This is a genomic window from Bradyrhizobium diversitatis (assembly GCF_016031635.1).
GTDB classification, from domain to species: Bacteria; Pseudomonadota; Alphaproteobacteria; order Rhizobiales; family Xanthobacteraceae; genus Bradyrhizobium; species Bradyrhizobium diversitatis.
In genome coordinates, this window is the sequence record NZ_JACEGD010000015.1 from 154,213 (window position 1) to 180,690 (window position 26,478).

The 26,478-nt window shown below is 65.0% G+C and carries 23 protein-coding genes and 1 pseudogene; 9 read left to right on the forward strand and 15 right to left on the reverse strand.

Translation table 11 applies throughout. The features are described from left to right. Window positions 1-70 precede the first annotated feature (70 nt). Window positions 71-1,273: a pyridoxal-phosphate-dependent aminotransferase family protein gene (locus H1B27_RS17950; RefSeq protein WP_197966954.1), complete on the reverse strand. Its 1,203-nt coding sequence runs from the start codon at window positions 1,271-1,273 to the stop codon at window positions 71-73. Between the two features lie 133 nt (window positions 1,274-1,406). Between H1B27_RS17950 and H1B27_RS17955 the strand changes: the two genes are divergently transcribed. The 3 genes and pseudogenes from H1B27_RS17955 to H1B27_RS17965 all read left to right on the forward strand — a co-directional run bounded on the left by H1B27_RS17955 (window position 1,407) and on the right by H1B27_RS17965 (window position 5,450). Continuing rightward, window positions 1,407-2,156, forward strand: a complete 750-nt coding sequence (locus tag H1B27_RS17955; protein ID WP_061877950.1) for a GntR family transcriptional regulator — start codon at window positions 1,407-1,409, stop codon at window positions 2,154-2,156. A 103-nt stretch (window positions 2,157-2,259) separates the two neighbouring features. Next, a pseudogene (locus H1B27_RS17960) lies at window positions 2,260-5,029 on the forward strand (FAD-binding and (Fe-S)-binding domain-containing protein). After that, window positions 5,022-5,450, forward strand: coding sequence for a GlcG/HbpS family heme-binding protein (locus tag H1B27_RS17965; RefSeq protein WP_197966955.1), 429 nt, complete (start codon window positions 5,022-5,024; stop codon window positions 5,448-5,450). Before H1B27_RS17960 ends, H1B27_RS17965 begins: the two are co-directional and overlap by 8 nt. A 318-nt stretch (window positions 5,451-5,768) precedes the next feature. On the opposite strand, the gene H1B27_RS17970 is transcribed toward H1B27_RS17965, so the two are convergent. The 6 genes from H1B27_RS17970 to H1B27_RS17995 form a co-directional block, all read right to left on the reverse strand. After that, window positions 5,769-6,551 carry an enoyl-CoA hydratase/isomerase family protein gene (locus tag H1B27_RS17970; protein ID WP_197966956.1) on the reverse strand — a complete coding sequence of 261 codons (783 nt, stop codon included), beginning with the start codon at window positions 6,549-6,551 and terminating at the stop codon, window positions 5,769-5,771. A 132-nt stretch (window positions 6,552-6,683) separates the two neighbouring features. Next, complete coding sequence (locus tag H1B27_RS17975) at window positions 6,684-8,771, reverse strand: molybdopterin oxidoreductase family protein (RefSeq protein WP_197966957.1); 2,088 nt, start codon at window positions 8,769-8,771, stop codon at window positions 6,684-6,686. A 209-nt stretch (window positions 8,772-8,980) separates the two neighbouring features. Next, the gene (locus H1B27_RS17980) at window positions 8,981-9,787 is read right to left on the reverse strand and encodes an SDR family NAD(P)-dependent oxidoreductase (RefSeq protein WP_061877946.1); all 807 of its coding nucleotides are present in this window, start codon (window positions 9,785-9,787) and stop codon (window positions 8,981-8,983) included. A 22-nt stretch (window positions 9,788-9,809) separates the two neighbouring features. Next, window positions 9,810-11,102, reverse strand: coding sequence for a TRAP transporter large permease (locus H1B27_RS17985; protein ID WP_197966958.1), 1,293 nt, complete (start codon window positions 11,100-11,102; stop codon window positions 9,810-9,812). Then, entirely contained in the window at window positions 11,093-11,644 is a 552-nt protein-coding gene (locus H1B27_RS17990; protein WP_197966959.1) for a TRAP transporter small permease, read from the reverse strand. The genes H1B27_RS17985 and H1B27_RS17990 overlap by 10 nt, the downstream gene beginning before the upstream one ends. A 65-nt stretch (window positions 11,645-11,709) precedes the next feature. Beyond that, window positions 11,710-12,681: a TRAP transporter substrate-binding protein gene (locus H1B27_RS17995; RefSeq protein ID WP_197966960.1), complete on the reverse strand. Its 972-nt coding sequence runs from the start codon at window positions 12,679-12,681 to the stop codon at window positions 11,710-11,712. 281 nt (window positions 12,682-12,962) lie between these two features. On the opposite strand from H1B27_RS17995, the gene H1B27_RS18000 reads away from it, so the two are divergent. Continuing rightward, window positions 12,963-13,739 carry a cyclase family protein gene (locus H1B27_RS18000; RefSeq protein ID WP_197966961.1) on the forward strand — a complete coding sequence of 259 codons (777 nt, stop codon included), beginning with the start codon at window positions 12,963-12,965 and terminating at the stop codon, window positions 13,737-13,739. Between the two features lie 10 nt (window positions 13,740-13,749). Here the strand turns inward: H1B27_RS18000 and H1B27_RS18005 are convergent, their stop codons facing one another. The 3 genes from H1B27_RS18005 to H1B27_RS18010 all read right to left on the reverse strand — a co-directional run bounded on the left by H1B27_RS18005 (window position 13,750) and on the right by H1B27_RS18010 (window position 15,697). Beyond that, window positions 13,750-14,478 (reverse strand): Crp/Fnr family transcriptional regulator, encoded by a 729-nt coding sequence (locus tag H1B27_RS18005; RefSeq protein WP_061877941.1) that lies wholly within the window; start codon window positions 14,476-14,478, stop codon window positions 13,750-13,752. A gap of 284 nt (window positions 14,479-14,762) precedes the next feature. Beyond that, entirely contained in the window at window positions 14,763-14,891 is a 129-nt protein-coding gene (locus H1B27_RS40820) for a hypothetical protein (RefSeq protein ID WP_283817006.1), read from the reverse strand. A 92-nt stretch (window positions 14,892-14,983) separates the two neighbouring features. Next, a complete protein-coding gene (locus tag H1B27_RS18010) occupies window positions 14,984-15,697 on the reverse strand; it encodes a helix-turn-helix domain-containing protein (RefSeq protein ID WP_061877940.1) in 714 nt (237 codons plus the stop codon). 153 nt (window positions 15,698-15,850) lie between these two features. Between H1B27_RS18010 and H1B27_RS18015 the strand changes: the two genes are divergently transcribed. After that, a complete protein-coding gene (locus H1B27_RS18015) occupies window positions 15,851-16,168 on the forward strand; it encodes a c-type cytochrome (RefSeq protein WP_061877939.1) in 318 nt (105 codons plus the stop codon). A gap of 6 nt (window positions 16,169-16,174) precedes the next feature. Here H1B27_RS18015 and H1B27_RS18020 read toward each other — a convergent pair whose 3' ends face one another. Genes H1B27_RS18020 through H1B27_RS18030 form a run of 3 tightly spaced genes read right to left on the reverse strand, consistent with a single transcriptional unit; the run spans window position 16,175 to window position 19,188 of the window. Then, window positions 16,175-17,278, reverse strand: a complete 1,104-nt coding sequence (locus tag H1B27_RS18020; protein ID WP_197966962.1) for an ABC-type transport auxiliary lipoprotein family protein — start codon at window positions 17,276-17,278, stop codon at window positions 16,175-16,177. A gap of 3 nt (window positions 17,279-17,281) precedes the next feature. Next, window positions 17,282-18,049 carry an ABC transporter ATP-binding protein gene (locus H1B27_RS18025; RefSeq protein WP_061877937.1) on the reverse strand — a complete coding sequence of 256 codons (768 nt, stop codon included), beginning with the start codon at window positions 18,047-18,049 and terminating at the stop codon, window positions 17,282-17,284. A gap of 2 nt (window positions 18,050-18,051) precedes the next feature. Further along, window positions 18,052-19,188 carry an ABC transporter permease gene (locus H1B27_RS18030; RefSeq protein WP_061877936.1) on the reverse strand — a complete coding sequence of 379 codons (1,137 nt, stop codon included), beginning with the start codon at window positions 19,186-19,188 and terminating at the stop codon, window positions 18,052-18,054. Between the two features lie 174 nt (window positions 19,189-19,362). Between H1B27_RS18030 and H1B27_RS18035 the strand changes: the two genes are divergently transcribed. Both H1B27_RS18035 and H1B27_RS18040 read left to right on the forward strand, forming a co-directional pair. Continuing rightward, entirely contained in the window at window positions 19,363-19,638 is a 276-nt protein-coding gene (locus H1B27_RS18035) for a hypothetical protein (RefSeq protein ID WP_197966963.1), read from the forward strand. Next, window positions 19,639-20,127, forward strand: coding sequence for a phage holin family protein (locus tag H1B27_RS18040; RefSeq protein ID WP_061877934.1), 489 nt, complete (start codon window positions 19,639-19,641; stop codon window positions 20,125-20,127). Window positions 20,128-20,163: 36 nt separating this feature from the next. Here H1B27_RS18040 and H1B27_RS18045 read toward each other — a convergent pair whose 3' ends face one another. Continuing rightward, entirely contained in the window at window positions 20,164-22,857 is a 2,694-nt protein-coding gene (locus H1B27_RS18045; protein ID WP_197966964.1) for a bifunctional acetate--CoA ligase family protein/GNAT family N-acetyltransferase, read from the reverse strand. A gap of 63 nt (window positions 22,858-22,920) precedes the next feature. Continuing rightward, on the reverse strand, window positions 22,921-23,754 hold the full coding sequence (locus H1B27_RS18050) for a universal stress protein (protein ID WP_197966965.1): 834 nt from the start codon (window positions 23,752-23,754) through the stop codon (window positions 22,921-22,923). Window positions 23,755-23,925: 171 nt separating this feature from the next. On the opposite strand from H1B27_RS18050, the gene H1B27_RS18055 reads away from it, so the two are divergent. Both H1B27_RS18055 and H1B27_RS18060 read left to right on the forward strand, forming a co-directional pair. After that, a complete protein-coding gene (locus H1B27_RS18055; RefSeq protein WP_197966966.1) occupies window positions 23,926-24,909 on the forward strand; it encodes a zinc-dependent alcohol dehydrogenase family protein in 984 nt (327 codons plus the stop codon). Between the two features lie 11 nt (window positions 24,910-24,920). Further along, complete coding sequence (locus H1B27_RS18060) at window positions 24,921-26,471, forward strand: bifunctional aminoglycoside phosphotransferase/ATP-binding protein (RefSeq protein WP_246515496.1); 1,551 nt, start codon at window positions 24,921-24,923, stop codon at window positions 26,469-26,471. Window positions 26,472-26,478: the final 7 nt, after the last annotated feature.

Sequence of the window (26,478 nt, forward strand, 5' to 3'; positions counted from 1 at the left end):
CTCGAAAGGCTCCGTCCGTGCATGACGGACCGGCTTGCCCTCGCCTGCCTTCCCGTCCATCGCACTCCCCTTACGTGCCGACGATCTTCAGATGCGGCGAGGCATTGCCCTGCGGGCGCTGCTCCAGGAGCTTCATCGCGACGTCGACACCGCCGGAGCGATGCGGCACGCCAGCGACCGACAGGCCCATCTCGACGCCGGTGAGCGCGCCGAGCAGCGTCAGCGCGTTGCATTCGCCGAGGTGACCGATGCGAAAGACCTTGCCGGCGACCTTCGACAGGCCCGAGCCGAGCGACATGTTGTAGTTGTCGAGCACCACTTTCCGGAACTGATCGGCGTCATGCCCCGGCGGCATCAGCACCGCGGTGAGCACCGGCGAGAACTCCGAAGGCTCCTGGCAGAGCACTTCGAGACCCCAATGGTTGACGGCGGCCCGCGTCGCGGCCGCCAAGCGCTGATGCCGCGCAAAAACATTGTCGAGCCCCTCTTCGAGCAGCATCGCGATCGCCTCGCGCAGGCCGTAGAGGAGGTTGGTCGCGGGCGTATAGGGGAAGAAGCCCTTGGCATTGGGCTTGAGCATCTCCTCCCAGTCGAAATAGGAGCGCGGCATCTTGTTGGTCTTGGACGCGGTGAGGGCCTTCTCCGAGATCGCGTTGAAGCCGAGGCCGGGCGGCAGCATGAAACCCTTCTGCGAGCAGCTGACGCTAACGTCGACTTTCCACTCGTCGTGGCGATAGTCGACCGAGCCGAGCGAGGAGATGGTATCGACCATCAGCAGCGCGGGATGGCCTGTGCGGTCGATCGCGGCGCGGATCTCGGCGATGCGGCTGGTCGCGCCGGTCGAGGTCTCGTTGTGCACGACCATCACCGCCTTGATGGTCCGCGCGGTATCCTCGGAGAGCTTGGCCTCGATCACCGCGGGATCGCCGCCGCGGCGCCAGTCGCCCGGGACGAAATCGACCTCGACGCCGAAGCGCCCCGCCATCTGCCGCCACATGGTGGCGAAATGGCCGGTCTCGACCATCAGCACCTTGTCGCCCGGCGACAGCGTGTTGACGATCGCAGCTTCCCAGGCGCCGGTCCCCGATGAAGGGAAGATCACCACCGGCCCCGTGGTCTGGAATATCTTCTGGCTGCCTTCGAGGACGGTCCGACCGAGCTCGCCGAATTCAGCGCTGCGGTGATCAATGACAGGCATATCCATCGCGCGCAGGACGCGCTCGGGGACCGGGCTCGGGCCCGGAATCTGCAGGAAATGGCGTCCCTGATGCATGAAAACCTCCCTGTCGGCGGGTTACGGCCGGCTTCGCCGGCTATTTTGCATTCATTTTTTGTCCATTCAATCGAAATCTGGTATTCGATTGTGGGCGTCGACGCGACCAAACGGGCAAACTACTGTACTCCAAATGAAATCCACGATTCCCGACACCGGGGTCCCGATCACCCCGCCAACCGGCAACGGCGGCGACCGCCAGGAAAACCGTCACGAGGCCTCGCTACATGGCGAGACCCTGCTGCGGCTGCGCGACTACGTGGTTGAGGGCAACATTCCCGAGGGCGGGCGCGTTCCCGAGCGGCAGCTCTGCGAGATGCTCGGCATCTCCCGCACACCTTTGCGCGAGGCGTTGAAGGTGCTCGCCGCCGAGGGGCTGATCGAGCTGTTGCCCAACCGCGGCGCGCGGGTGCGCCAGCTCAGCCAACGCGACCTGGAAGAGCTGTTCGACGTCATGGCCGGACTGGAAAGCCTGGCCGGGCGCCTCGCCTGCGAGGCCATCACGGACGCGGAGATCACCGCGATCGAGCAGCTGCATTACGAGATGTACGGCCATTATCTGCATCGCGACATGCACGGCTATTTCCAGACCAATCAGCGCATCCACGAGAGCATCGTCGCGGCCGCGCGCAACGAGACACTGAAGAGCGCCTACGCCAACTTTGCGGGCCGCATTCGCCGCGTCCGCTACTCCGCCAATTTCGCCCGCAAACGGCAGCGCTGGGCGGAAGCCATGCGCGAGCATGAGGCCATCCTCGATGCACTGCGCCGCCGCGCCGCAAGCGAGCTCAGCGACATCCTGTTCCAGCACCTGCGCAACAAGCGGACGGCGGCGATCGAGCACCTGACCGAGCCCCGAGAGGACGCGCCGGCCTCGCCCTGAGGGCGTCCGGCTTGCTCATTTTGCATTCACAATATAATCGGTCAGGAAGCATAATGAATAACTCGGCAAGGCTGAGCCTTACTGGGTCAGTCCGGGATCAGGGATGACAAACGCCTCCTCGCTCGAACGGCGCCTGCGGTCGGAATTGACCGGCGACGTCCTGTTCGACCCATTCAGCCGTGGCCGCTACGCTACCGACGCCTCGTTCTACCAGATCATGCCGGCCGGCGTGGTGGTGCCGAAGACCATGGACGAGGCCTTGCTGTCGCTGGCGATTGCCCGCGACGAAGGGGTGAAGGTCATCCCGCGCGGCGGCGGCACCTCGCAATGCGGCCAGACCGTCAATGACGGCCTCGTGGTCGATCTCTCCAAGCACCTCAACCGAATCCTGTCGCTCGACGTCGAAGGCCGCACCTGCGTGGTCGAGACCGGCATCGTGCTCGACGACCTCAACCGGCAGCTGAAGAAGCACGGCCTGTGGTTTCCGGTCGACGTCTCCACGGCCTCCCGCGCCACCATCGGCGGCATGGCCGGCAACAATTCCTGCGGCGGCCGCAGCCTGCGCTACGGCACCATGCGCGACAACACGCTATCGATGGAGGCATCGCTCGCCGACGGCACGCTGAGCCGTTTTGGCGAGGTCTCGCGCGATCTCTCCGACCTCGAAGCCAGCGACAGCACCCGCGCGCTGTTCCGCGACATGCTCGATCTCGGCACCCGCGAGGCCGACGAGATCGCGGCGCGCTTTCCAAAAGTGCAGCGCCGCGTCGGCGGCTACAATCTCGACGCGCTGGTGCCGCGCAATGCGCCGAACAACATGGCGCATCTCCTGGTCGGCTCCGAAGGGACGCTAGCCTTCACCACCAAGGTCGAGCTGAAGCTCTGGCCCGTGATCCGCAACAAGGCGCTCGGCGTCTGTCATTTCGGCAGCTTCTACGAGGCGATGGATGCGGCCCAGCATCTGGTGAAACTCAAGCCGATCGCGGTCGAGCTGGTCGACCGCACCATGATCGCGCTCGGCCGCGACATCGCGATGTTCCGCCCCATCATCTCGGCCGCGATCAAGGGCGATCCGGATGCCGTGCTGGTGGTCGAATTCGCGGAGGAGGACCAGGCGGACAATCTGGCGCGGCTCAAGCAGCTCGGCGAACTGATGGGGGACCTCGGCTTCGGCTGGAATAACGAGCCGCGCAAATGGGGCGGCGTGGTGGAGATCATCGAGCCCGCGCTGCAGAGCGGCATCGCCGATTTCCGCGCCGCCGGCCTCAACGTCATGATGTCGATGAAGCAGGAGGGCAAGCCGGTCTCATTCGTCGAGGACTGCGCCGTGCCGCTGCCGCATCTCGCCGACTACACAGCGCGGCTGAACGAGGTGTTTGCCAGGCACGGCACAAGCGGCACGATGTACGCGCACGCCTCGGAGGGCTGCCTGCACGTGCGCCCGGTGCTGAATCTGAAGCTGGAGAAGGACGTCAAGGCGATGCGTGCCATCGCCGAAGAGGCCTTTGCGCTGGTGCGCGAATACAAGGGCTCGCATTCCGGCGAGCATGGCGATGGGCTGGTGCGCTCGGAATTCCACGAGACCATGTTCGGCGAGCGTCTCGTCGCCGATTTCAAGGAAGTAAAGCAGCGCTTCGATCCCGAAGGCGTGTTCAATCCCGGCAAGATCGTCGATGCGCCCAGAATGGACGACCGCTCGCTGTTTCGCTTCAAGCCGGACTATCGCGTCGCTGAGCTGAAGACCAGGCTCGACTGGTCGGCTTATCCCGGCGCCGGCAGCGGTTTCCAGGGCGCGGTCGAGATGTGCAACAACAATGGCGCCTGCCGCAAGCTCGAGGGCGGCGTGATGTGCCCCTCCTACCGCGCGACGCGCAACGAGAAGGATGTCACGCGAGGGCGTGCGAACACGCTGCGCCTTGCGATCTCGGGCCAGCTCGGCCCCGACGCGTTGGCGTCAGACGAGATGATGGAGACGCTGAAGCTCTGCGTCTCCTGCAAGGCCTGCCGCCATGAGTGCCCCACCGGGGTCGACATGGCCAAGATGAAGATCGAGGTGCTGGCCGCGCGCGCTGCCACGCACGGCCTGACGTTGCGAGATCGGCTTGTGGGCTACCTCCCGCGCTATGCCGGACTAGCGTCGCGCTTCGCGCCGCTGGCGAATTTGCGCAATCGCAGCCCGCTGTTGCGAAAGCTGTTCGAGCGCTTTGCCGGTATCAGCGCCCGCAGGGTCCTGCCCGCCTTCCGCAGCGACGTGTTCGTGCCGCCGGCCGACAGCGTCGGCCCGGACGCCGGCCGCGAAGTCGTTCTCTTTGCCGACACCTTCAACCGCATCTATGAGCGGGAGAATCTTGATGCCGCGCTACGCGTTCTGGTGGCCGGCGGCTATCGCGTGCATCTGCCGAAGCCTGCGCGTGGCGGCCGGCCGCTCTGTTGCGGCCGCACGTTTCTCTCTGCCGGCCTCGTCGACGAAGCGAAATCTGAGCTCGATCGCCTCGTGGCCGCCTTCGCGCCCTTCGCCGCGCGCGGCGTGCCGATCGTCGGGCTCGAGCCGAGCTGCCTCTTGACGCTGCGCGACGAGCTCGCTTCGCTGCGCAAGGACAACGATGCCAAGGCCATCAGTGCCCATGCCCTTACCTTCGAGGAATTCCTGGCGCGCGAGGCCGCGGCCGGCGGCCGAGCTGTCGCTGCTGCCGGCCGTGCGGCGCGCGGACCCAGATACGCTGGTGGTCGCCGACGGCACCTCGTGCCGGCACCAGATCCATGACGGTGCACAACGCGAGGCGCTTCACGTCGCGCGCGTGCTGGCGATGAGCCTCGATCGCGCCGAAACCCATTCCACCTCTCAAGCTGCAAAGGAACCCAGCCATGGCTGACCTCACGCTCGACACCGCCCGCAAGATCCTCGACGCCGCCTTCGCAAAGGCCGGCGAGCTCAAGCTGAAGCCGCTGGTCGTGAGCATCCTGGACGCCCGCGGCGTGCTCAAGCTCGCGGCCGCGCAAGACGGCACCAGCCTGATGCGCGCCGAAATCGCGCACGGCAAGGCCTATGGCGCGCTCGCCATGGGCATGGGCTCGCGGGTCCTGTTCCAGCGTGCGCAGGAGCAGGCCTATTTCATCGACGCCGTGAACACGATTGCAAAAGGCGCGCTGGTGCCGGTCCCCGGCGGCGTGCTGATCATGGACGGCACGACGCTGCTCGGCGCCATCGGCGTCTCCGGCGACACGTCCGACAATGACGAGGCCTGCGCGGTGGCGGGCATCCAGGCGGCGGGACTGAAGGCGAATGCGGGGTGAGATTGTCATTCCGGGGCGCGCCCACTTGGCGCGAGCCCGGAATCCATTTCTCCATATCGCGTGCTGCACGATGGATTCCGGGTTCGCGCTGCGCGCGCCCCGGAATGACGGCGGAGGATGAGGCTACATTCACGTTGAAAATCGGACTGAGCTGGTAAACCCCGCTCTCGTGCCCCGGACGCAGCGCAGCGCCTTAGCGGTGCGCTGCAGAGCCGGGGCCCATGTCGCTACATGTGCCCGTGCCGCCCTGGGTCCCGGCTCTGCGCAGCAACGCTGACGCGTTGCGGCGCGTCCGGGATACGAGAGCGGTGCACTCCTCTACCTCCCCGTCCAGACCGGCTTCCGCTTCTCGCTGAACGCCTTCAGCCCCTCCTTGGCGTCCTCGGTCATCGCGAGCAGCGCGATCTGGCTTTCGGTATAGGCGATGCTCTCGTCGAACGACATCGAGGCGATCGCGCGCATGGCGTACTTGCCGCGGCGGATCGCGGTCGGCGATTTGTCGACGATGCGGCCGATCAGCCAGTCGACCTTGGCATCTAACTCGGCGGCGGGCACGACGTAGTTGAGGAGGCCCGCGGCCTGTGCGGCCTTGGCGTCGAACGGCTCGCCCGTGAGCGCCCATTCGTTGACGAGGCGCGGCGGCGCGATGCTCTGGAGCAGGCTCAACACCTGCATCGGGAAGACGCCGACCTTCACCTCCGGCAGGCCGAAGACGACGTGATCGGCCGCGACCGCCATATCGGTCATGCACAAGAGGCCCATGCCGCCGGCCATGCAGACACCACCGACCCGCGCAATCGCCGGCTTGGTGGCGTTCTGTGACAAACGCAGCAGATCGGCATAGTCGACATTTGGTTTGGAATGATCCATCGCGAAGGCCGCGCCGGAATTCTGCAAATCGGCGCCGGCACAGAACGCCTTGTCACCGGCGCCTGTCAGCACGATGACGCGGACGTCCTTGTCCTCATGCGCGTCGCGATATCCTTTGCTGATGCCGGCGATCACGTCGCCGTTCAGCGCGTTGCGCTTCTCCGGCCGGTTGATGATGATCCAGAACGCCTGCCCGCGCTTTTCGGTGATAACGGCTGTGGTGTCGGTCATGGCACGCTCGCTTCCTTGGCTCCGCTTGCAGCCATTTGCGGCAGCTCGGGCGGGAGGTGCAAGCGCAAACTGCGGCGCGCCGCTGCTTTAGCGCCTCGACACAAATTGCAGGCCGATAGCGGTGCGCGCCGCTCAGGCGACCGCTTTCCTGATCCAGACCTTGTTGTCGTGGAACGCGGCCCCGCCGATCGGCGCGATCGTGTCCGCACCCGTCAGCGTGTTGATGCCGCGGCCGCCGATGTGGTTCTTGTTGGGATGAACGGACTCTGCGATCAACACGCCGCGCCGCACGCCCTCGAACAGCATCGCGATCAGCGTGGTCTCGCCGCGGCTGTTGCCGAGCGTCACGGCATCGCCATCGGCGATGTCGAGCGCGGCCGCGTCCAGGGGATGGATCATCACGCTCGCTTTACCCTCGCGCGCCTGCGAGGACGGCGTTTCATTGAACGTGGTGTTGAGGAAGCTGCGCGAGGGGCTGGTCGCGAGCCGGAACGGATGGGCCTGGTCGGTGTGCTCGATCACCGCCCAATGGTCCGGCAGATCAGGCATCTTGTCGAAATCGCCCATCGTCTGACCGAATGGCGGATGCGCCCAATCAGCTCTGAAATGGAATTTGCCGTCGGCATGGGCAAAGCCGTCGAGATAATGCGAGGTGCGGAAATCGGGCTGCAGGTCGCGCCAGAGATCGGCTTCGAGGCCGGCGATGTCGCCGTGATTGCTCAACCTCAAGGTCGCGTCGATCAATTCGCGCGGCGTCATCTCGAAGCCCGGATGCCTGGCGCCGAGCCGCGGCGCCAGCACCTGCAACACTTCGTGGTTGGAGCGGCATTCGCCGGGCGGATCGATCAGCTTCGCCCCGACGGAGATGTGCTGGTGGCCGCCGCCGTAGTAGAGATCGTCATGCTCCATGAACATGGTGGCCGGCAGCACGATGTCGGCCATCTGGGCCGTCTCGGTCATGAACTGCTCATGCACGGCGACGAACAGGTCCTCGCGCGCAAAGCCCTGCCGGACCAGCGCCTGCTCCGGCGCCACCGTCATGGGGTTGGTGTTCTGGATCAGCATCGCCTTGACCGGCCCCTTGCCCTGGAGGGCTTCGGCATCGCCGGTGAGAATGCGGCCGATCTGCGACTGGTCCAGCGCGCGCGTGGTCTTGTCGATCGCATCGTGGCCTTCGATGATGGATTCGTTGAAGTGCCACAGCGCGAAATTGTTGAAGAAGGCGCCGCCGCCTTCGTACTGCCAGGCACCGGTTACCGCGGGAATGCAATTTGCCGCGTGCATCTGCGTCGCACCATTGCGGCTGCGCGTAAAGCCGTAGCCAAAGCGGAAGAAGGTCCGCTTGGTCTCGCCAACCGCTTTGGCGAACGCCTCGATCTCCGCCACCGGCACGCCGCAAATCTTCGACGCCCATTCCGGCGTGCGCGTTGTCAGATGCGCCTCGAGCTCGGCAGGACAGTCCGTGTACTTGTCCATATAGGCGCGGTCGGCATAGCCGTCGCGGAACAGCACATGCATCGCGCCGCAGGCAAAGGCGCCGTCGGTGCCGGGGCGCAGGATGATCTTGATGTCAGCCTGCTTCATGGTCTCGTTGTCGTAGATGTCGACCGCGGCGATCTTCGCGCCGCGCTCCTTGCGCGCGCGGGCGGCGTGCGTCATCACATTGACCTGGGTGTTGACGGGATTGGTGCCCCAGATCACGACGAGGTCGGACAGCGCCATTTCGCGCGGATCGACGCCGGCGATCTTGCCGGTGCCGATCGCAAAGCCGATGCGCGCGACATTGGCGCAGATGGTCTGATAGAAGCGCGAATATTTCTTCACATGGGTGAGGCGGTTGAGGCCGTCGCGCATCACAAGGCCCATCGTGCCGGCGTAGTAGTAGGGCCAGATCGATTCCGCGCCGAACTCGCGCTCGGCCTCGTTGAAGCGGTGCGCGATCTCGTCCAGCGCCTCGTCCCAGGAGATCCGCGCGAATTGCCCTGAGCCCTTCGCACCCGTTCGGCGCATCGGATATATCAGCCGTTCGGGGTGATGGATCCGCTCGGCGTAACGGGCAACCTTGGCGCAGACCACGCCGGCCGTGTAGGTCTGCTTTTTCGAACCGCGGACGCGGCCGATGCTGCGGCCTTCGATCACCTCGACATCGAGGGCGCAGGCCGACGGGCAATCATGCGGACAGGTCGAATGGCGGATTTCGATCTTGGCGTGCTGGTTCATGTCCCAGTTCGTAACACCAAAATACCGGCCAGCCGAGCGCGTTTATCCGGCAAGACCCATGCGATTTGCACAAAGCGCACGCGCCATGGGTTCCTGCTGCAACCGCGAAGACGGCTTGGCCGGGGGACAAGAGCGGCGGTTGCGCGCCGGTCAATTCCCGAGAGGCGCGTGCCGCCAGCTCTACGGCGAGAAGCGAATGCCTTCCTTCCCTATTTGTGCAGTTGGGTGAGACCAGTCGGTGGGCCGTCGACCGCCGTCCAGCCGCCGTCGACGAACAGTGTGCTGCCGCTGACATAGCTCGCGGCATCCGAGGCAAGATAGGCCACCGCGGTGGCGACCTCGTCGGCGCTGCTCCAGCGGTTGAACACGGTGTGGCGGGCGTAGAGATCGTAGATGTCGGGACGCTGCTTGAACGGGCCGGTCAGCGCGGTCTCGGCGATGCTCGGCGCAATCGCGTTGACGCGCACGCCGGCGTGGCCGACCTCGGAGGCAAAGCCCTTCACCAGCAGGCCGATCGCTGCCTTGGTCGAACCGTAGACGCCGAGGCCCGGCTCGATGGTGACCGCGCGCACCGAGGAGCAGGCGATGATGCTGCCGCCCTTCTGCTCGACCATGATGCGGCCGAAGGCCTGGAAGAACCAGACCGTGCCCTTGACGTTGAGGTTGAGGACGCGGTCGAGATCCTCCTCGGTATAGTCGAGGATGGTCTTGCGGATGTTGAGCCCGGGCGTCGTCACGGCGATGTCGAGCCGCGGAAACTTCTGCATCACGGTTCTGGCGAGCGCGTTGACCTCCGCAGCACTCGCGGCGTCGCAGCCAGCCGCCTCCGCCCAGCCGCCCTTGTCGCGAATGCCGGCGGCGGTCGCCTCCGCAGCGTCAAGCGCGCGATCGGCGCAGACGACGCGGGCGCCGAGCCCGGCCAGCGCCTCGGCCGACGATTTGCCGATGCCCGAGGCGGCGCCGAGCACCACGGCCGTCTTGCCGGTGAGATCGAAGAGCTTGCGATAGTCGGTCACTGATGGCTTCTCCCTGGTACTGCTAGCCCTTGTAGCCCATCAAGAGGCGCGGCAGCCACAGCGAGAATGCAGGGACATAGGTCACGAACATCAGTGCTGCGATCAGCGCGGCATAGAACGGCAGGATGGTGCGCATCACGGCACCGACCGAGATGCCGCCGATGGCACAGCCGACGAACTGCGTGGTCCCAACCGGAGGCGTGTTGAGTCCGAGGGCGCAGTTTATCAGCATCAGCATGCCGAACTGCACGGGATCCATGCCCGCCTTCATCGCGATCGGCAGGAAGATCGGTGTGCAGATCAGGATGGTCGCCGCCATGTCCATGAACGTGCCGAGCACGAACAGGATGACGTTGATGAGCAGGAAGATCACCCAGGGCTGCGTGGAGACCTTGCTCATCATTTCGCCGGCGAGGTCGGCAACCTCGTAGAGTCCCATCAGGTACTGGAACATCGTGGAGACGCCGATCAGCAGCAGCACCACGCCTGTCGTTTTCACTGCCTTGGCCGCGGCCCGCAGGAAGTTCTGCAAGGTCATGGTGCGGTAGATGAAGAAGGTCAGCAGGATCGTGTAGGTGACTGCGATGGCCGCCGACTCAGTTGCCGTGAAGACGCCGGACAGGATGCCCGCAAGGATGATGCCGACGATCAGAAGGCCCGGCAGCGCGGCCGCGAGCGAGCGGAAAACCTCGCGCCAGCCCGGAAACTTGCCGGCGGGATAGCCGCGCTTCACCGCGACTGCGTAGGCGGCGACCAGCATGCACACCATCAGCACCAGCGCCGGCAGCAGACCGGCGGCGATCAGCGCGCCGATCGAGACCTTGCCGCCGGCAGCCAGCGCATAGATGATCATGTTGTGGCTGGTCGGCATCAGCGCACCCACGAGCGAGGCGTGGGTGGTGACGTTGACGGCGTAGTCGGTGTCGAAACCTTCCTTCTTCATCATCGGGATCATCACCGCGCCCATCGCCGACACGTCGGCCACGGGCGAGCCGGAGACGCCGCCGAACAGCGTACAGGCGACCACGTTCGACATGCCGAGCCCGCCGCGGATGTGTCCGACAAGGTTCTTGGCGAGTTGCACGATCTTGTCGGCGACACCGCCATGCAGCATCAGCTCACCGCTGAAGACGAAGAACGGAATGGCGAGGAAGGAGAAGATGTTCATCCCCGACATCATCTGCTGGAAGATGACGGCGACCGGCAGGCCCTCGTAGAGGATGGTGCAGATCGCCGACAGGCCGATCGCAAAGGCGACAGGGACGCCGAGGATCAGAAAGCCGAAGAAGGTGGCGCCGAGGATGATCAGTTCCATGAGGGCACGACCTCTTCGCCGCGCAGGAGAGCGATGATGTGCTCGATGGAAAAGGAGAGGATCAGGACGCCGGAAGCGATCAGCGGCACGTAGCGGATGACTTCAGGCAGACCGAGATTGGGAATCTTCACGGTGCCGACCGACGCGCCGAGGATCCAGCCGTTATAGGCCATCGCAATGCCGAATACGGCGACCAGAACGTGGATCACGATCTCGATCTTCTCCCGCACGTGATCCGGAAGCATGACCAGCAGACTGTCCATGCCGATGTGCCCGGCATCGCGCACGCCCACGGCGGCGCCGATCAGCGTGACGTAGAGGATCAGGACCAGCGCCAGGTTCTCCGTCCAGGTCGGGCTGGAGTTGAGCACGTAACGACCGAACACCTGGTAGAAGACGATCGTGACGATGACGAGCAGCCCGGTCACCGACAGATACATCCCCACGCGCGCAACGGGGGCGTTGATCCGCGACAGCAGGCCGGTGGACGGGCGTGCGGCCACGGCGCCCTGCTCGTGGCTTGCGACGTGTGGGTCTGTCATCCCGCGCCTCCATGCGGAGTCCAGTGCCGCCGCGCGGCGACGCCGGACCCGGTCGCCGCCGTGTCTTACTTCGTGTCCTGGATACGCTTGACGAGGCTCTGGAGCTTCTCGTCGCCGGCGAACTTCTGGTACACCGGCTTCATCGCATCGACGAATTCCGCCTTGTTGGCGATCGTGACGACCTGAACGCCGGCGGCCTCGACGGTCTTGCGGGAGGCCTGCTCACGCTCGTCCCAGAGCTTGCGCATGACGGGGACCGATTCCTTGGCCGCCTTGCGGATCATGGCCTGATCGTCCTTGCTCAGCGTGTCCCAGACCTTCTTCGAGATCACGAGGACTTCCGGAGCGAGGGAGTGCTCGGTGATGTTGTAGAACTTGGCAGCCTCGAAGTGACGCGAGGATTCGTAGGACGGCCAGTTGTTCTCGGCAGCGTCCACGAGGCCTGTCTTGAGCGCGGTGTAGACCTCGCCATACGGCATCGGCGTCGGGTTGGCGCCGAGGCTCTGGATCATGCCGACCCACAGATCGGACTGCTGGACGCGAATCTTCAAACCCTTCAGATCAGCAAGCGACTTGACCGGCGCCTTCACGGTGTAAATGGATCGGGCGCCGCTGTCGTAATAGGCAAGCCCCACCAATCCCGCGGGCTCCATCGCCGCCAGGATCGCGTCGCCGATCGGCCCGTCGAGGACGGTGCGCATGTGCTGCGTATCCCGGAAGACGAAGGGCAGGCACAACGCGATGGTCTCAGGCACGAAGTTGTTGAGCGGCGACGCGTTGATCCGCATCATGTCGAGCGCGCCGATCTTGAGCTGCTCGATCGTGTCCTTTTCGGAACCCAGGGCGCCGTTCGGAAACACCTTCACGCCGAGCTTGCCTCCGCTCGCCGCCGCGAGCTGCTTGCCCATGAACTTGACGGCCTCGACGGTCGGATAGTCGGCGGGGTGAATGTCGGCGGAACGGAGGTCGCGTGCGGTCGCCAGGGGCGCTGAAACCGCCAGTGCAACGGCTGTGATGATGCCGGCGAGTGTCTTCATCTGGGCTTTCCTCCTGGATTGATTATGTCGTTGTCGGGGCAGACGCTCGGCCGCCTTGGGTCGCTCCCCTTCCGGTGTGAAGTCAAGCGCCAATGTCGTCCCTAGGGCGGGCGGCATTCTCTGTCCAAGCCAAATCCGGCATCGATCAATGCAAGAGTTGCATCGATCTGCGCAATCCATGGAGGCGATGGACCGCGTTGACGTCGCCGGCACGTGACTTGACCCAACCAATGGAGGCCCCTCAAGATGCCGGGGTTTTCGGACCGTCTCGAGGAATGCCCATGCCGCGGAAGCTGATCGATATCTCGGTGCCGCTCGCAAATGACGTGACCGCCGATCCGCCGGGCAATCACCCGGCGATCCAGTATATCGATCACCAGCAGGGGCTGCCGCGCATGCTGCAGTTCTTCGACGGCCTCAAGGCGCAGGATCTGCCCGATGGTCAGGGCTGGGCCGTCGAGCAGGTCTCGCTGTCGACCCACAACGGGACGCATCTCGATGCGCCCTGGCACTTCCATCCGACCATGAACCGCGGCGGGCGGTCATGGACGATCGACGAGGTACCGCTCGAATGGTGCCTGCAGCCCGGCGTGAAGCTCGACTTCCGGCATCTGCCCGACGGCTACGTGGCAAGTGCGGCCGACGTCGAGACGGAGCTGAAGCGCATCGGGCATACGCTGTCGCCGCTGGAGATCGTCGTCGTCAACACCAGCGCCGGCGCGAAGTTCGGAAGGGCCGACTACGTCAATTCCGGCTGCGGCATGGGCTATGAAGCCACCATGTACCTGCTCGAACGCGGCGTGCGGCTGACGGGCACCGACGGCTGGAGCTGGGACGCGCCGTTCGTCCACACCGCGCGGAGGTATGCCGAAACGAAAGATGCCAGCCTGATCTGGGAAGGCCACAAGGCGGGACGGCACATCGGCTATTGCCATCTCGAGAAGCTGCACAATCTCGACCAGCTGCCATCGACCGGATTCACGATCTCGTGCTTTCCGGTGAAGATCGAGCGCGCGTCCGCGGGCTGGACCCGCGCGGTCGCCATCATCGACGACTAGGTCAGCGGCGTCAGTCGTCGTCGAGGCCGCTCTCGGCGAGCTCGCGCAGCGCGTCCGTATCCAGCACCACGATGGCGCCGTGCTCGAGGCGAACCCAGTTACGTCCGGCCCAGACGCGCAATTGCTTGTTGATGCTCTCGCGCGTCATTCCCACCATCTCGCTGATTTCCTGCTGCGTGATGGCGAGCGTGCCGCTGCCGGAATCGAGCTTGCGCTCCTCGGTGAGGCCGAGCAGCGCACTCGCGAGCCGGCCCGGCAGATTCTGGAGGATCACCTGCTCGACCTGCTGGCTGGTCCAGCGCAGACGAGCGCACAGCAGCTCGATGAATTTCATCGCCAGCGCCGGCTGGCTCTTGACGAAGGGCAGGAAGTCCCGGCGATCGATGACGTAGAGCTCGCAGTTGGTGTTGGCGGTCGCGTCCGCCGACCTGGGAGCGCCGTCGAGCACCGCGATCTCGCCAAAGATTTCTCCCGGGCCGATCAGATTGAGAATGGCGTTCCGCCCATCGGGCGATGAGGAGGAAATCTTGACTGTCCCCGCGACCACCGCGAACAGGCTGTTGCCGGGATCGCCCTTGGCGGCGATCGTCGCGCCGCGCTTGACGGTGGTGTGCTTGGCGTAGCGGCAGAGCTGATCGAGCGCTTCCGGCTCCAGATCCGCGAAGATCGGGTGCTTGCGCAGGACCGATAATTTGCTGCCCGCCGACTGTCGGGGATCGCCGATCTTGTCCTGAGGCACGCCGCGGGGCTCCTAAGACTACGAGGCACTAGGTTCCTGCGTAGTCAACGTTATCAGGCTTTTCAACCGGAAAGCACGCGCGGGATTCGAGGTAAATGCCACCAAAAGGACGTGGTACGGCCAGAATTCACATCCGAAGGATGCATGGATGCGTCTCGGCTGACGCAGAGTTGCAGGCAGCACAGGCTGTGGTTGCGTCGAGCTGCCGCCGAGGCTCACCGCCGGCCTGGCAAGGGTCGGCGGTCGACACGCCGGAAGCGGACGAAGACCGAGGCGCTTCAGCTTCAGCGCTTGGTATCCGGATCGAGCCGGCCCGCGCTGGTTTGACGGTCTGCCCAAGCCAGAACCGCGGCGAATGCGACGAAGATCGCGACGACGGCGATGGTCACCAGCAATGCGTCAGCAGGCATCATGCTCCTCCCGGATTGTTTGCAACATTGTTTTGCTGCGCACGGCCGGCGTCATTGATCGGGATCAAATGCCCTGGGGCGTTGTGGACAGGAGGTCAGGCCGCAGCCATGGCCTCGACGCGAGCCGGATCGAGCAGGCTGATGCCGCCGTGGATGATCTCGATCACGCCCTGACGCTCCAGCTTGGTGAAGGTGCGACTGACTGTTTCGATGGTCAGGCCGAGATAATCCGCGATGTCCTGACGGCTCATCGGAAGCGATACCGTGTCGGAGAGGCCCTTGAGCGTGACCAGCCGCTCGCGCCAGCCGAGCAGAAAGGTCGCGACCTTCTCGTCGGCCGAGCGTCGGCCGAGCAGGACCATATGGTCGCGAGCCTGGCTCAACTCGCGAATGGCCAGCTCGTTGATTCGCCTGAGCAGCTGCGGCCGATCCTCGATGAAACGGCTGAAGGACGCCTTTGCGAATTGGCACACGGTCACCGCACCGATCGCATCGGCCGAGAAGTTGTGCCGGCCGGACAGATTCATCCCCAGGAAGTCACCGGGCAAGGCAAAGCCGACGATCTGCCGCCGGCCGTCGGGCAGCAGCTTGTACAGCCGCATGACGCCTTCGAGAACGTTGTAGAATGAGGTCGTGATCTCCTCCTCGGAGAACACGGTCTCGCCCGAGCCAAAATGGACACGGCGGCCGAGATGCTCGAATTCCCTGAGCTCGGCCGCATCCAGCGACGAACAAACCGCAGCCCCGCGCACGGCGCAATCGTCGCAGAAATGTCCGTTCGGCTCAATCGTGACCACGGAAGGCTTCATCCACCGCTCCTCGCGCCGGCTGTCCCCGACACCAGACCGAGTCCACCGCGCGGCTGCATTTTACTGCATCGCGCCACAGCCGATTGACTCAGATCAAATTTGAGTGGCATCCCCGTCTTATTCTGCGCCCACGGTTCGACGGGATCACCTTCCATGCTGCAAAGCGCGCTGCGTCACGGCCTGATTGGGCTGCTTCTGGTTACGCCTGCGCTGGCGGCCCCGACCGCCGAACAGCGCGGCAAGGCCTTTGCTCGGGCCAATTGCGCCCGCTGTCACGCCATCGACCGCGTCTCCAAGAGCCCGGTCGAGATCGCGCCTCCGTTGCGCACCCTGCATCGCCGTTATCCGATCGACAGCCTTGGCGAGGCGCTGGCCGAGGGCATCTACACTGGTCATGCCGACATGCCGGTCTTCGAGCTCAATCCGGACCAGATCCACGATCTCCTATCCTACCTGAAGACGCTGGAATAGTCGGCCTCACACCGCCTGCACGGTCCAACCGATCAGCTCCTTTACGATGCGCGCGAAGGCCGCATCGAAGGCGGCGACGGCCGCGGCCGGCTCGACCTTGTCGAGCTTCTCGCTGGTCTCAATGAGGCGCGAGGCGATCACCTTGCCGTTCTTGTCGACGATCCGCGCCGACAGTCCGATCTCGGCCCGTGCCTCACCCTCCGTGGCGATCCGGAAGCGCCGGATATCGATCAGGAGCTGGTAATCCGCCTGCCCGAGGTCCGACGTGCGCAGCGGGGCGTGGGCGATGTCGTAGTTCTCGAAGCTGTCGATCAGGCGCGCCTGCACCAGTTTCGGAATGCTGTCGGCCCAGAGGAAATCCCCAAAGCCCGGCCTGTCCCCGGCGGGCGCGAAAAGCATCCGCTGGGTCTGCAGCATTGCGACCGCCGTCGGCTCGGGAATCGCCAGTGAAGCGGCCAGCGTCTTGCCGGCCGGGCCGAGGTTCTGCGGCGTGCGCAGGTCGTAGGTGACCTTCTGCGCGGGCGTGCCGCCGCCGGTCATCTTCTCGAGGCCCGCCAGAATCCCGTCGATCTTGCCGGTGTTGCGGGCGAGCCCGTCGGAGAAGGTCTTGAAATTCGCAATGGTGTCCTTCAGCGGGCCGGAATTGTCCTGCAGCACCGTGTCGACCCGCCGCAGCGCGTCGCGCGCCGCCTGCGTCATGCTCTGGCCGGCGCCGGCCTCCGCGATCAGGGTCAAGGGTTCGCCGGATTTGGCGACGATGACGCCGCCCTCCAGCGTCACCACCGGCACACCGGTGAGGCCCTGGAATTCGAGACCAACCCTGGTGTCGGAGCGGACCGGCGTCGCGGTGGCAACCGAGATCGTCGCATTGACAAAGCGCGGGTTGTCCGGCGCGAGCCCGAGCTGGGTCACCTCTCCGACGCGAATGCCGTTGAACAGCACGCCGGCGCCGACCAGAAGGCCGGGCACCGGTCCCTGGAATTGCACGTGGTAGTTCGTGCGCGGCCCGATGCCGCCGGTGTTGTTCAGCCAATAGACGAAGCCGAACACCGCGAGGATCGCGGCCAGCACGAAACTGCCGATCAGCACGTAGGGAGCGCGGGTTTCCATCTCTCATCTCATCTCGTGTTGCAGCATCTGCGAGCGCTTGCCGTGGAAATAGGCGCGCACCCAGGGATGCTCGGATTGCAGCAATTCGCGCATCGGGCCGATCGCCACGATCTTGCCGTCGGCGAGCGCGGCGACGCGGTCACAGACCGTGGTCAGGCTCGCGAGGTCATGGGTCACCATGAACACAGTGAGCTCCAGCGTCCTTTGCAGCGTCTTGATCAGCACGTCGAAATCGCCGGCGGCGATCGGATCGAGACCCGAGGTCGGCTCGTCCAGGAACAGGATCGGCGGATCGAGTGCGAGCGCGCGCGCCAGCGCCACGCGCTTGGTCATGCCGCCGGACAGCTCCGCCGGATATTTGTCGGCATCCTCGGCGCGCAGGCCGACCATTTCGAGCTTGGCGATCGCGATCTCGTCCATCAGCTCCTGCGACAGGACGAGATTCTCACGGAGCGGAAACTGGACGTTCTGGCGCACCGTCAGCGAGGAGAACAGTGCACCCTGCTGGAATAGGATGCCCCACGCCATCGCTGCGCCTCGACCGTCGCCGCCGGCGGACTGCCCCATGACCTCGATGGTCCCGCCGCGACGCGGGATGAGGCCGATGATGGTGCGCATCAGCACCGACTTGCCGCCGCCGGACGCCCCCACGAGCCCAAGGATCTCGCCCCGGCGAACGTCGAGCGACAGATGGTCGAGCACGGTCTGACGACCGAAGCCGACCACGAGGTCACGGACACGAATCGCGAACTCGTCTTGCGGTCCGTCCATCGTCACATTCCGATCGAGGCAAAGAAGACAGCGAACAGGCCGTCGAGCACGATGACGAGGAAGATCGACTTCACGACCGACGTCGTGGTCTGCCGCCCCAGCGACTCGGCGCTGCCCTTGACGCGTAATCCCTCGCTACAGGCCACGATCCCGATCACCAGCGCCATGAATGGCGCCTTCAGGATGCCCACCTCGAAGTGGGTGACCGAGATGGCCTCATGCAACCGAGCGATGTAGATCGCCGGTCCCATGTCGCCATAGAACTGGGCAACAAGGCCGCCGCCATAGAGCGCGGCAATGGATCCGATGAAGGTGAGGATCGGCAGGGCAATGACCAGGGCCGCGACGCGCGGCAGGATCAGGACGTCGACGGGATCGAGCCCCATGGTTGAGAGCGCGTCGATCTCCTCGCGCATCTTCATCGAGCCGAGCTCGGCGGTGTAGGCGCTTCCCGACCGGCCCGCGACCATGATGGCGACGATCAGCACGCCAAGCTCACGCAGCACCAGGATGCCGACCATGTCGACCGTATACGACTCCGCGCCGAATCTGCGGAAGTGGAAAAAGCCCTGCTGCGCGATAATGGCGCCGATCAGGAAGGTGATCAGCGCGACGATGGGGATTGCCTGCCACCCGATTCGGTAGAGCTGATAGACCAGCGACGTCAGCCGCAGCGAACGCGGCCGGCGCAGCACGCCGATCACGGCCATGAACAATGCGCCGAGCATCTGGAGGAAGATCGTGATGTCTTCCCGCGACCCGACCGTGGATTTGCCGAGATCGCCCAGCCTCGCCAGGACCGGATTGGGCGCAGGCGCCGGGGCCGGCGTGTGGCGGTTGACCTGGCGCACCTCGTCCATCAGCCCGCTGAAATGGTCGGCGACGCCGACGAATTCGGCCGATCTGCCTGACGATGCGGCCCTGCGCGACAGCTTTTCAAGGACCCAGGCGCCGAGCGTGTCGAGCGCGCTGATGCCCGACATGTCCAGGGTTACGACGCGCGACCGGTCGACGTCGCCTCCAACCGACCGGGACAAAGTTTCGAGCGTCATCACATTGGCGGCAGTCCAGGGCCCTTCAGGGCGCAATTTCAGCTCGTCGCCGGACGGCGTCGCGAGCAGCAGCGGTTCGTGGTTCACGCTTCCACCTCATCGGGACAATCGGTCCCCATTCAGCCGGCATTTCTAGGCTAGCATGTGGCGGCCGGTTTGACCTGTCTCAAGACCCGAACACGCCCTGCCCCTTGACGCAAATCAAGCGCGGTCGCACGGTGGGTCTTAGACTTGCCTCGATTTAACGAGGATACCAGATCCATGTTCGACAGTAACAGGATGGGCGAAGAACTGCGGGCGCTGAAGGTCGACGTCACACGTCTGCTGAGCACCGCCGGCGAGGAGTTGTTCGAGAGCTCGAAAGACCGCGCCGACGCACTCGCCGATCAGATCAGGGCCGCGCTCACCGAACTCGGCGAGACCGTCGAACAAGAGCAGGAGCAGCTTCAGGGCCTCGTTGCGGAGCGTCCGATCACATCGCTCGCCTCCGCCTTCGCGCTGGGCGTGGTTGTCGGCTTCATGTTCAGGAGACACTAGGTGAATACCGAGAACGTCGTCAAACATCTGCGCGTGCTGTGGCGTACCGACAGGATCATCGCGGACATCAGGCTGCGCCATCTGCTGATCGGCCTCGGCCTGCGCGCCTTCGCGGCGCTGATCGCCGCGTTCGGGCTCCTGATGCTGGAATTGTCCGCCTATTTCGCGCTGGTGCAGATCTGGAGCGCAATTGCCGCAGCTGCGATCCTCGGCGCCGTCAATTTTGTCATCGCGGCCGTTCTCTTCGTGATCGCCGGCCGCGCTCCGTCGGGACGTGACATCGAGCTCGCCAACGAAATTCACGGCGCCTCGATCGAAGCCCTCCAGCTCGAGGCGCGCGCGCTCCAGGCCCAGGTGTCGGGCGCGGTGCATCATCCGCTCAGCACGATCGTGCCGGTGCTGCTGCCGCTGATCGCAATCATCATCAAGAACCTGCGGACGCCGGCCAAGGCGTCCGCCGATGCGACATCGGCCGAAGCGCGCTCCTGAAGCCCGCACCTTGCGCTGACGCGCTCCAGCGCACGCTCAAAGCTTCAACTTGACGTCGCAAAGGTCGGGCTCGGACGGATCCGGCTTGACCTCGAAACCGAGCTGCCGGCACATGTCGAGCATCACGGTGTTCTCCTGGAGCACGTCGCCCGATATGGCCTTCAGTCCTTCCGACCGCGCATAGTCGATGATCAGCTGCATGAGCGCCCAGCCGAGCCCCCTGCCCTTGAGATCGGACCGTAGCAGGATCGCGTATTCGCCGCTCTCGTAGATCGAGTCCGAATGGAGCCGGACGACGCCGACCATTTCGCCGGTGGCCTCGTCGAATGCGATGAAGGCCATCGCGCGCGCATAGTCGAGCTGGGTCAGGCGTGCGATGAATTCGTGGGTGAATTCCTTCATCGGTGCGAAGAACCGCAGACGAAGGTCATGCGGGGTGACGTGGCCCAGGAATTCGTGGATGATCGGCTCGTCCTCGGGCCGCATGGGCCGCACGAAGATGTGCCAGTCGTCCTTGAGCTCGAGGCGGCGCTCCCATTGCGACGGATAGGCGCGAACGGCGAAATTGGCCGGGCCGGAGCCGACAAACTTCCGCTGCGGCGGCCCGACCGCAACGCGGGCATCGACCGCGGTCACGCCGGATTCGTCCGCCAGCAGCGGATTGATGTCGAATTCGCGGATCTCGGGAATGTCGGCCGCCATCTGCGCGAGCTTGACCAGCACCATGGCGACTGCGTCCAGCTTCACAGCCGGCACGTCCCGGTAAGCGCGGAGCAGCCGCGACACGCGCGTGCGCTCGATCAGGTCGCGGGCCAGCTGCAGATCGAGCGGCGGCAGCGCAAGCGCCTTGTCATTGATGATCTCCACCGCCGTCCCGCCCCGGCCGAAAACGACGACCGTGCCGAAGGTCGGATCGTCGGCGAGGCCAAGGATAAGCTCGCGCGCTTTTGCCTTGACGACCATCGCCTGGACGATGACGCCGCCGATGCGCGCCTCCGGACGCAGCTTTTTCGCGCGCGCGATGATGCCCGTGGCGGCCACTCGCACTGCTTCAGGCGTGGTCAGGTTGAGAACGACGCCGCCGACGTCGGATTTGTGGACGATGTCCCGCGACATGATCTTCAGCACGACGGTGTCGCCCTGTGCGAAGATGTCGTTCGCATAGGCAACCGCCTGCTCGACATCGGTCGCCGCATAGGTCGGCACCATCGCGATGTCATAGGCTTCGAGCAGGTGCTTGATCTCGACAGGTTCGAGCCATTCACGGCCATCCGCGACCGCGGCGGTGACGATCTGCCTCGCTCCCCGGGCGTCCGGAACGAAGGTATCAGGCATCGCCGGAGGAACCTGGCTCAGCTCCTCCACCACCTCGCGGTGCCGGACCAGATACATGAAGCCGCGCACGGCGTCGTCCTCGGTCGGATAGTTCGGCACACCGGCGCTGGAGAGTGTCTGGATGATGTGCTGATCGGCTCCAACCCAGGCCGCCAATACGGGCTTCGCCCAGCTGCGGTGCTGCTCGCGATATCTTCTGACGAGCTCCGTCACGGTCGTGGCGATCTCGGCGGCCGAGGCGATCGCCGTTTGCACGTTGAGGACCAGGACTGCGTCGTTGTCACGATCGGCCAGCAGTTCCTCCAGCGCCACCGCATAGCGCGAGGCGTCGGCATCGCCCACGATGTCGACGGGATTCGCACCGGACCAGGTCGGCGGCAGCGCTGCATCGAGCTTCTTGCGCGCTTCAGCCGAGATGGTTGCCGGAATTCCTCCGAGTTCGACCAATCGATCGATAGCAAGGACGCCGATGCCGCCACCGTTGGTCAGGATGGCGAGACGCTTTCCCGTCGGCGATTCGACACGGCCGAGCGTCTCGGCACAATCGAACAGCTCACGCAGATCGGAGACCCGCAGGACACCCGCGCGGCGGAACGCCGCGTCGTAGACGGCGTCGGCGCCGGCGAGCGCACCGGTGTGCGTGGCAGCCGCCTTCGCGCCCTGCGCCATGCGGCCGGATTTCACCACGACGACGGGCTTCACGCGCGCGGCGGCGCGCGCCGCCGACATGAACTTGCGCGCGTCCTTGATGGCCTCGATGTAGAGCAGGATCGCGCGGGTCTTGTGATCCATCGCGAAATGGTCGAGCAGATCGGCAATATCGACGTCGATCTGATCGCCGATCGAGACGATGCCGGAGAATCCGACGCCGCGCTGCGCAGCCCAATCGACCATGCCGGCGGCAATTGCGCCCGATTGCGAGATCAGCGCGAGGTTACCCGCCCCCGGCATGTGCGCGGCGAAACTGGCATTCAGGCTGACGCCGGGCATCATGATGCCGAGGCAGTTTGGGCCGATCAGGCGCATGCCGTGTTTTCGGGCAGCAGTGCTTGTGGCTTCGTGCAGCGATCCCGGTCCCTGGCCGAGCCCGGCCGAGACGATCAGTGCGCCCGCAGACCCGAGACGCCCGGCCTGGTCGACAATGCCTGGAATCTCGCCCGCGGGGGCGGTGATGACCACGAGTTCGGGCACGAAGTCCAGCCTGTCCAGGCTCTTCACCGCCGCGACGCCGCCGATCTCGGCATGGCGCGGATTGACGAGGCCAAACTGCCCCTTGAATCCAACCTTGCGAATGTTCTCCAGAACGGCACGTCCCACGGACCCCGAACGGGCGCTCGCCCCGACGAGCGCGACCGAGCGCGGCGATAGCAGGTTGTTCAGACGATAGGTTGACATGAAAGAAAATGCGCCGGGTCAGCGGCGGTTCCGACTGGTTGACGATCAGGACGAAGAAGGCGCCTAGTGCGAGATCATAACCCAGCACGGTGGCTGGCCAATGACGGTCTTTGTCACACCGCCCCAGACGATCTCGTTCAGGCGCGAATGATGATAGGCGCCCATCACGATCGCATCGATGCCATGGGAATTCGCCCAGCTTCCCAGTACCTTGCCGATCGAGCTGCCGCCGCATTTCGTTGTTTCGAACGAGGCATCGACCCCATGTTCCCTCAAATGATCGACGAGAGCCGTGCCGGATTGCACGACCGCCTCGGTCTTGTCGTCCGCCACGGTCACCACACGGACCGAGGTGGCAGCCCGAAGAATCGGCAACGCGTCGCCGACCGCACGCGCGGCGCGAGCAGAGTGATCCCAGGCAATCATGACGTTTTCGAATTCAGGCCGAAGTTCGTCCGCGAGATGTTCGGGACAAAGCAGAAGCGGCCGGCCGGATCCGAACAAGAAGGCTTCGACAATCCCCTCTGTTCGGCTGTCGTGCGGTTTCACGGGAACCAGCGTAAGGTCGCTGAAGCGAGCATGCTCGGCCAGGATCGCGCCGATCTGATCCGCAGGCACCTTGCCCGATCGGCTCTGGGCGCGAATGTTGGCACGGAAAGCTGCGCTGGTGAAGGCATTCAGGAGCTGCTGCATGTCGGAAGCCTCGGGACCGGCGTGCTCGGAATCGCGATCGTAAGGCAGCATCACCCTCGGTCGCTCGAAGATTTCTTCCTCGAGCGCGAGCGCGGTGATCCTGGCGCCGAGATCGGCGGCAACGGCCACGCATTTCTCCATCGCGACCACAGCCGGTCCGCGCGGCAGGCCGACAAGGGGCAGAAAGACGTCCTTGATGGGCATCCGCATTCTCCTGGGCCACCACGATAGGCCGGCGCTCGTCGAGGCGCTTGATCCTCGTCAAGGGCAAACTCTATTCGGTCACCCGGGAACCGGCGTTGACCGGCGTCAAGGACTGGTCGCTTGGTCATTCTATGAATAATTCAATCGGAGCGGTTCGCCCCGGAGAGACTCATGCGTGCGATGGTGTTGCCGGCTCCACGAGCGCGGCTCCAGATGGAGGAGCGGCCTGACCCGATTCCGGGCGAAGGTCAGCTCCGAGTGAAGATCGGCGCCTGCGGCGTATGCCGGACCGATCTCCATCTCGTCGATGCCGAGCTGCCCGATATTCGTTATCCGATCGTGCCTGGGCACGAGATCGTGGGCCGGGTCGATCTCGTTGGGCCGAACGTGGCAACACATGCGCCTGGCGATCGGGTCGGCATTCCCTGGCTCGGCTTCACCTGCGGAAAGTGTCGATTCTGCCGGGAGGGCATGGAAAACCTGTGTGACGCACCGCTCTTCACGGGCTATACGCGCGACGGCGGCTACGCGACCCACATCATCGCCGACGCACGCTACGCTTTTCCGCTCGGTGAGGCCGGCAGCGACGTGGAGATTGCACCCCTGCTGTGCGCAGGGCTGATCGGCTGGCGCTCGCTGGTTCTGGCCGGCCCCGCCGACCGGCTCGGCCTCTACGGCTTTGGCGCAGCCGGCCACATCATTGCGCAGGTCGCGGTTTGGCAGGGACGATCCGTCCATGCATTCACGCGACGCGGCGACGCCGCTGCACAAGACCTTGCACGCCGTCTCGGCGCGGTCTGGGCGGGGTCATCGGACGAAGCGCCCGACGAACCGCTCGACGCCGCCATCATCTACGCACCGGCCGGCGAGCTCGTTCCGGCCGCGTTGCGCGCCGTCCGCAAAGGCGGGCGCGTCGTATGCGCCGGCATCCACATGACCGACATTCCAAGCTTTCCGTATGACTTGCTCTGGCAGGAACGGCAGTTGGTCTCGGTCGCCAATCTGACCCGGCAGGATGGCCTCGATTTTCTAAAGGTCGCCCCGCAAGCCGGCGTGCGTACCGAGACGACGGCGTTTCCGCTCGATCAGGCCAACGAGGTTCTTGGCATGCTGCGGAATGGCCAGATTCTCGGCGCAGCCGTGCTGACGCCGTGATGGTGCTTCGAATGCCCGCTCCGATCGAGGATGAAACGGCGGCCCAGGAGCGCATCTTCCAGATGCTGACCGACCATCCCGGCGTGACGCGGATCGACACGCATGGAGCCTCGGTGTTCCTGGATGCGAAGCGCGCGCTGAAGATCAAGCGCGCCGTCCGGTTTCCGTTCCTTGATTATTCGACACTCGAGAAGCGCAAGGCGGCCTGCGAGGAGGAGATCAGGATCAACCGGCCGCTGGCGCCGCAGATCTATCACGGCGTCGTGGCGATCACCGAAGAGCCGGATGGATCTCTGAAGGTCGGCGGCGCCGGCCGGCCGATCGAATATGCGGTCGACATGTCGCGCTTCGACGAAAACAGGACGCTGGATCTTCTGGCAAAGGCCGGCCCGCTGGAGACGAAGCTCGCCTCGGCTGCCGCTGACGCAATCGTGGCGTCGCACGCGGCGGCGACACGCGCAGACGGAGAAGCCTGGGTCTCATCCATCCCGGCCCTGATCGACGGCAACAGTGACGGCCTGCGAGCCGGCGGACATTTCAACGCGGAAGACATCGAAAGGCTCGTCAAGGCTTTGCACGAGGCATATCTGCGTATTCGTCCCCTGCTCGCAGAGCGCGGCCGCCAGGGCTTCGTGCGCCGCTGTCATGGCGATCTGCACCTCGCAAACATCGTTCTGATCGATGATCGGCCCGTGCTGTTCGACGCCATCGAGTTCGATGCGCAGATGGCGACGGTCGACGTGCTCTACGATCTCGCATTCACCCTCATGGACCTGTTGCAGCACGACCAACTGCGCGCAGCCAATATCGCCCTGAACCGCTATCTTGCAGCGACGCCGGCCGACAATCTCGACGCGCTCTCCGCTCTGCCGCTGTTCATGTCCGTCCGTGCGGCGATCCGCGCCCAGGTGGCCCTGGCACGGCTGAAGCGGCCGCATTCCGATTGTCCCGGCATCCTCGACCAGGCGCAGCGCTATTTTGACCTCGCCAGGACGCTGATCCGTCCTCCCGCTCCGCGTCTGATTGCGGTCGGCGGACTGTCCGGCACCGGAAAGACCGTTCTGGCGTACGCGCTCGCGCCGCTCGTCGCGCCGCAGCCGGGAGCCGTCGTGCTGCGCAGCGATCTCGTCCGCAAGCAAATGTTCGGGGTCGAGGACACGCACCGTCTGCCGCCATCCGCCTATACGCCGGAGGTCACGGCCCACGTCTACGACGCGCTGGCTCAGCGCGCCCGGCGGGTGCTGGCGCAAGGCCATTCGGCGCTCATCGACGGCGTATTCGCCCGCGAGGACGAACGTGACGCGATCGCCGCGCTGGCGCGCGAGCGCAACGTTTCACTGAACGGTCTATTCCTGGTCGCGGACCTCGCGACCCGGCAGGCGCGGATCGGAAGCCGCCGGGGGGATGCATCGGACGCCACGCAAGAGGTTGCCGCGCTGCAAGAGCACTATAAGATCGGCCATGTCGGCTGGGCGACCATCGATGCATCCGGGACAGAAGAACAGACGCTGCAGAACTGCCGGGACGTGATCGCCAAGGGGCAAACAACGCAACCTGATTGATGCAGGC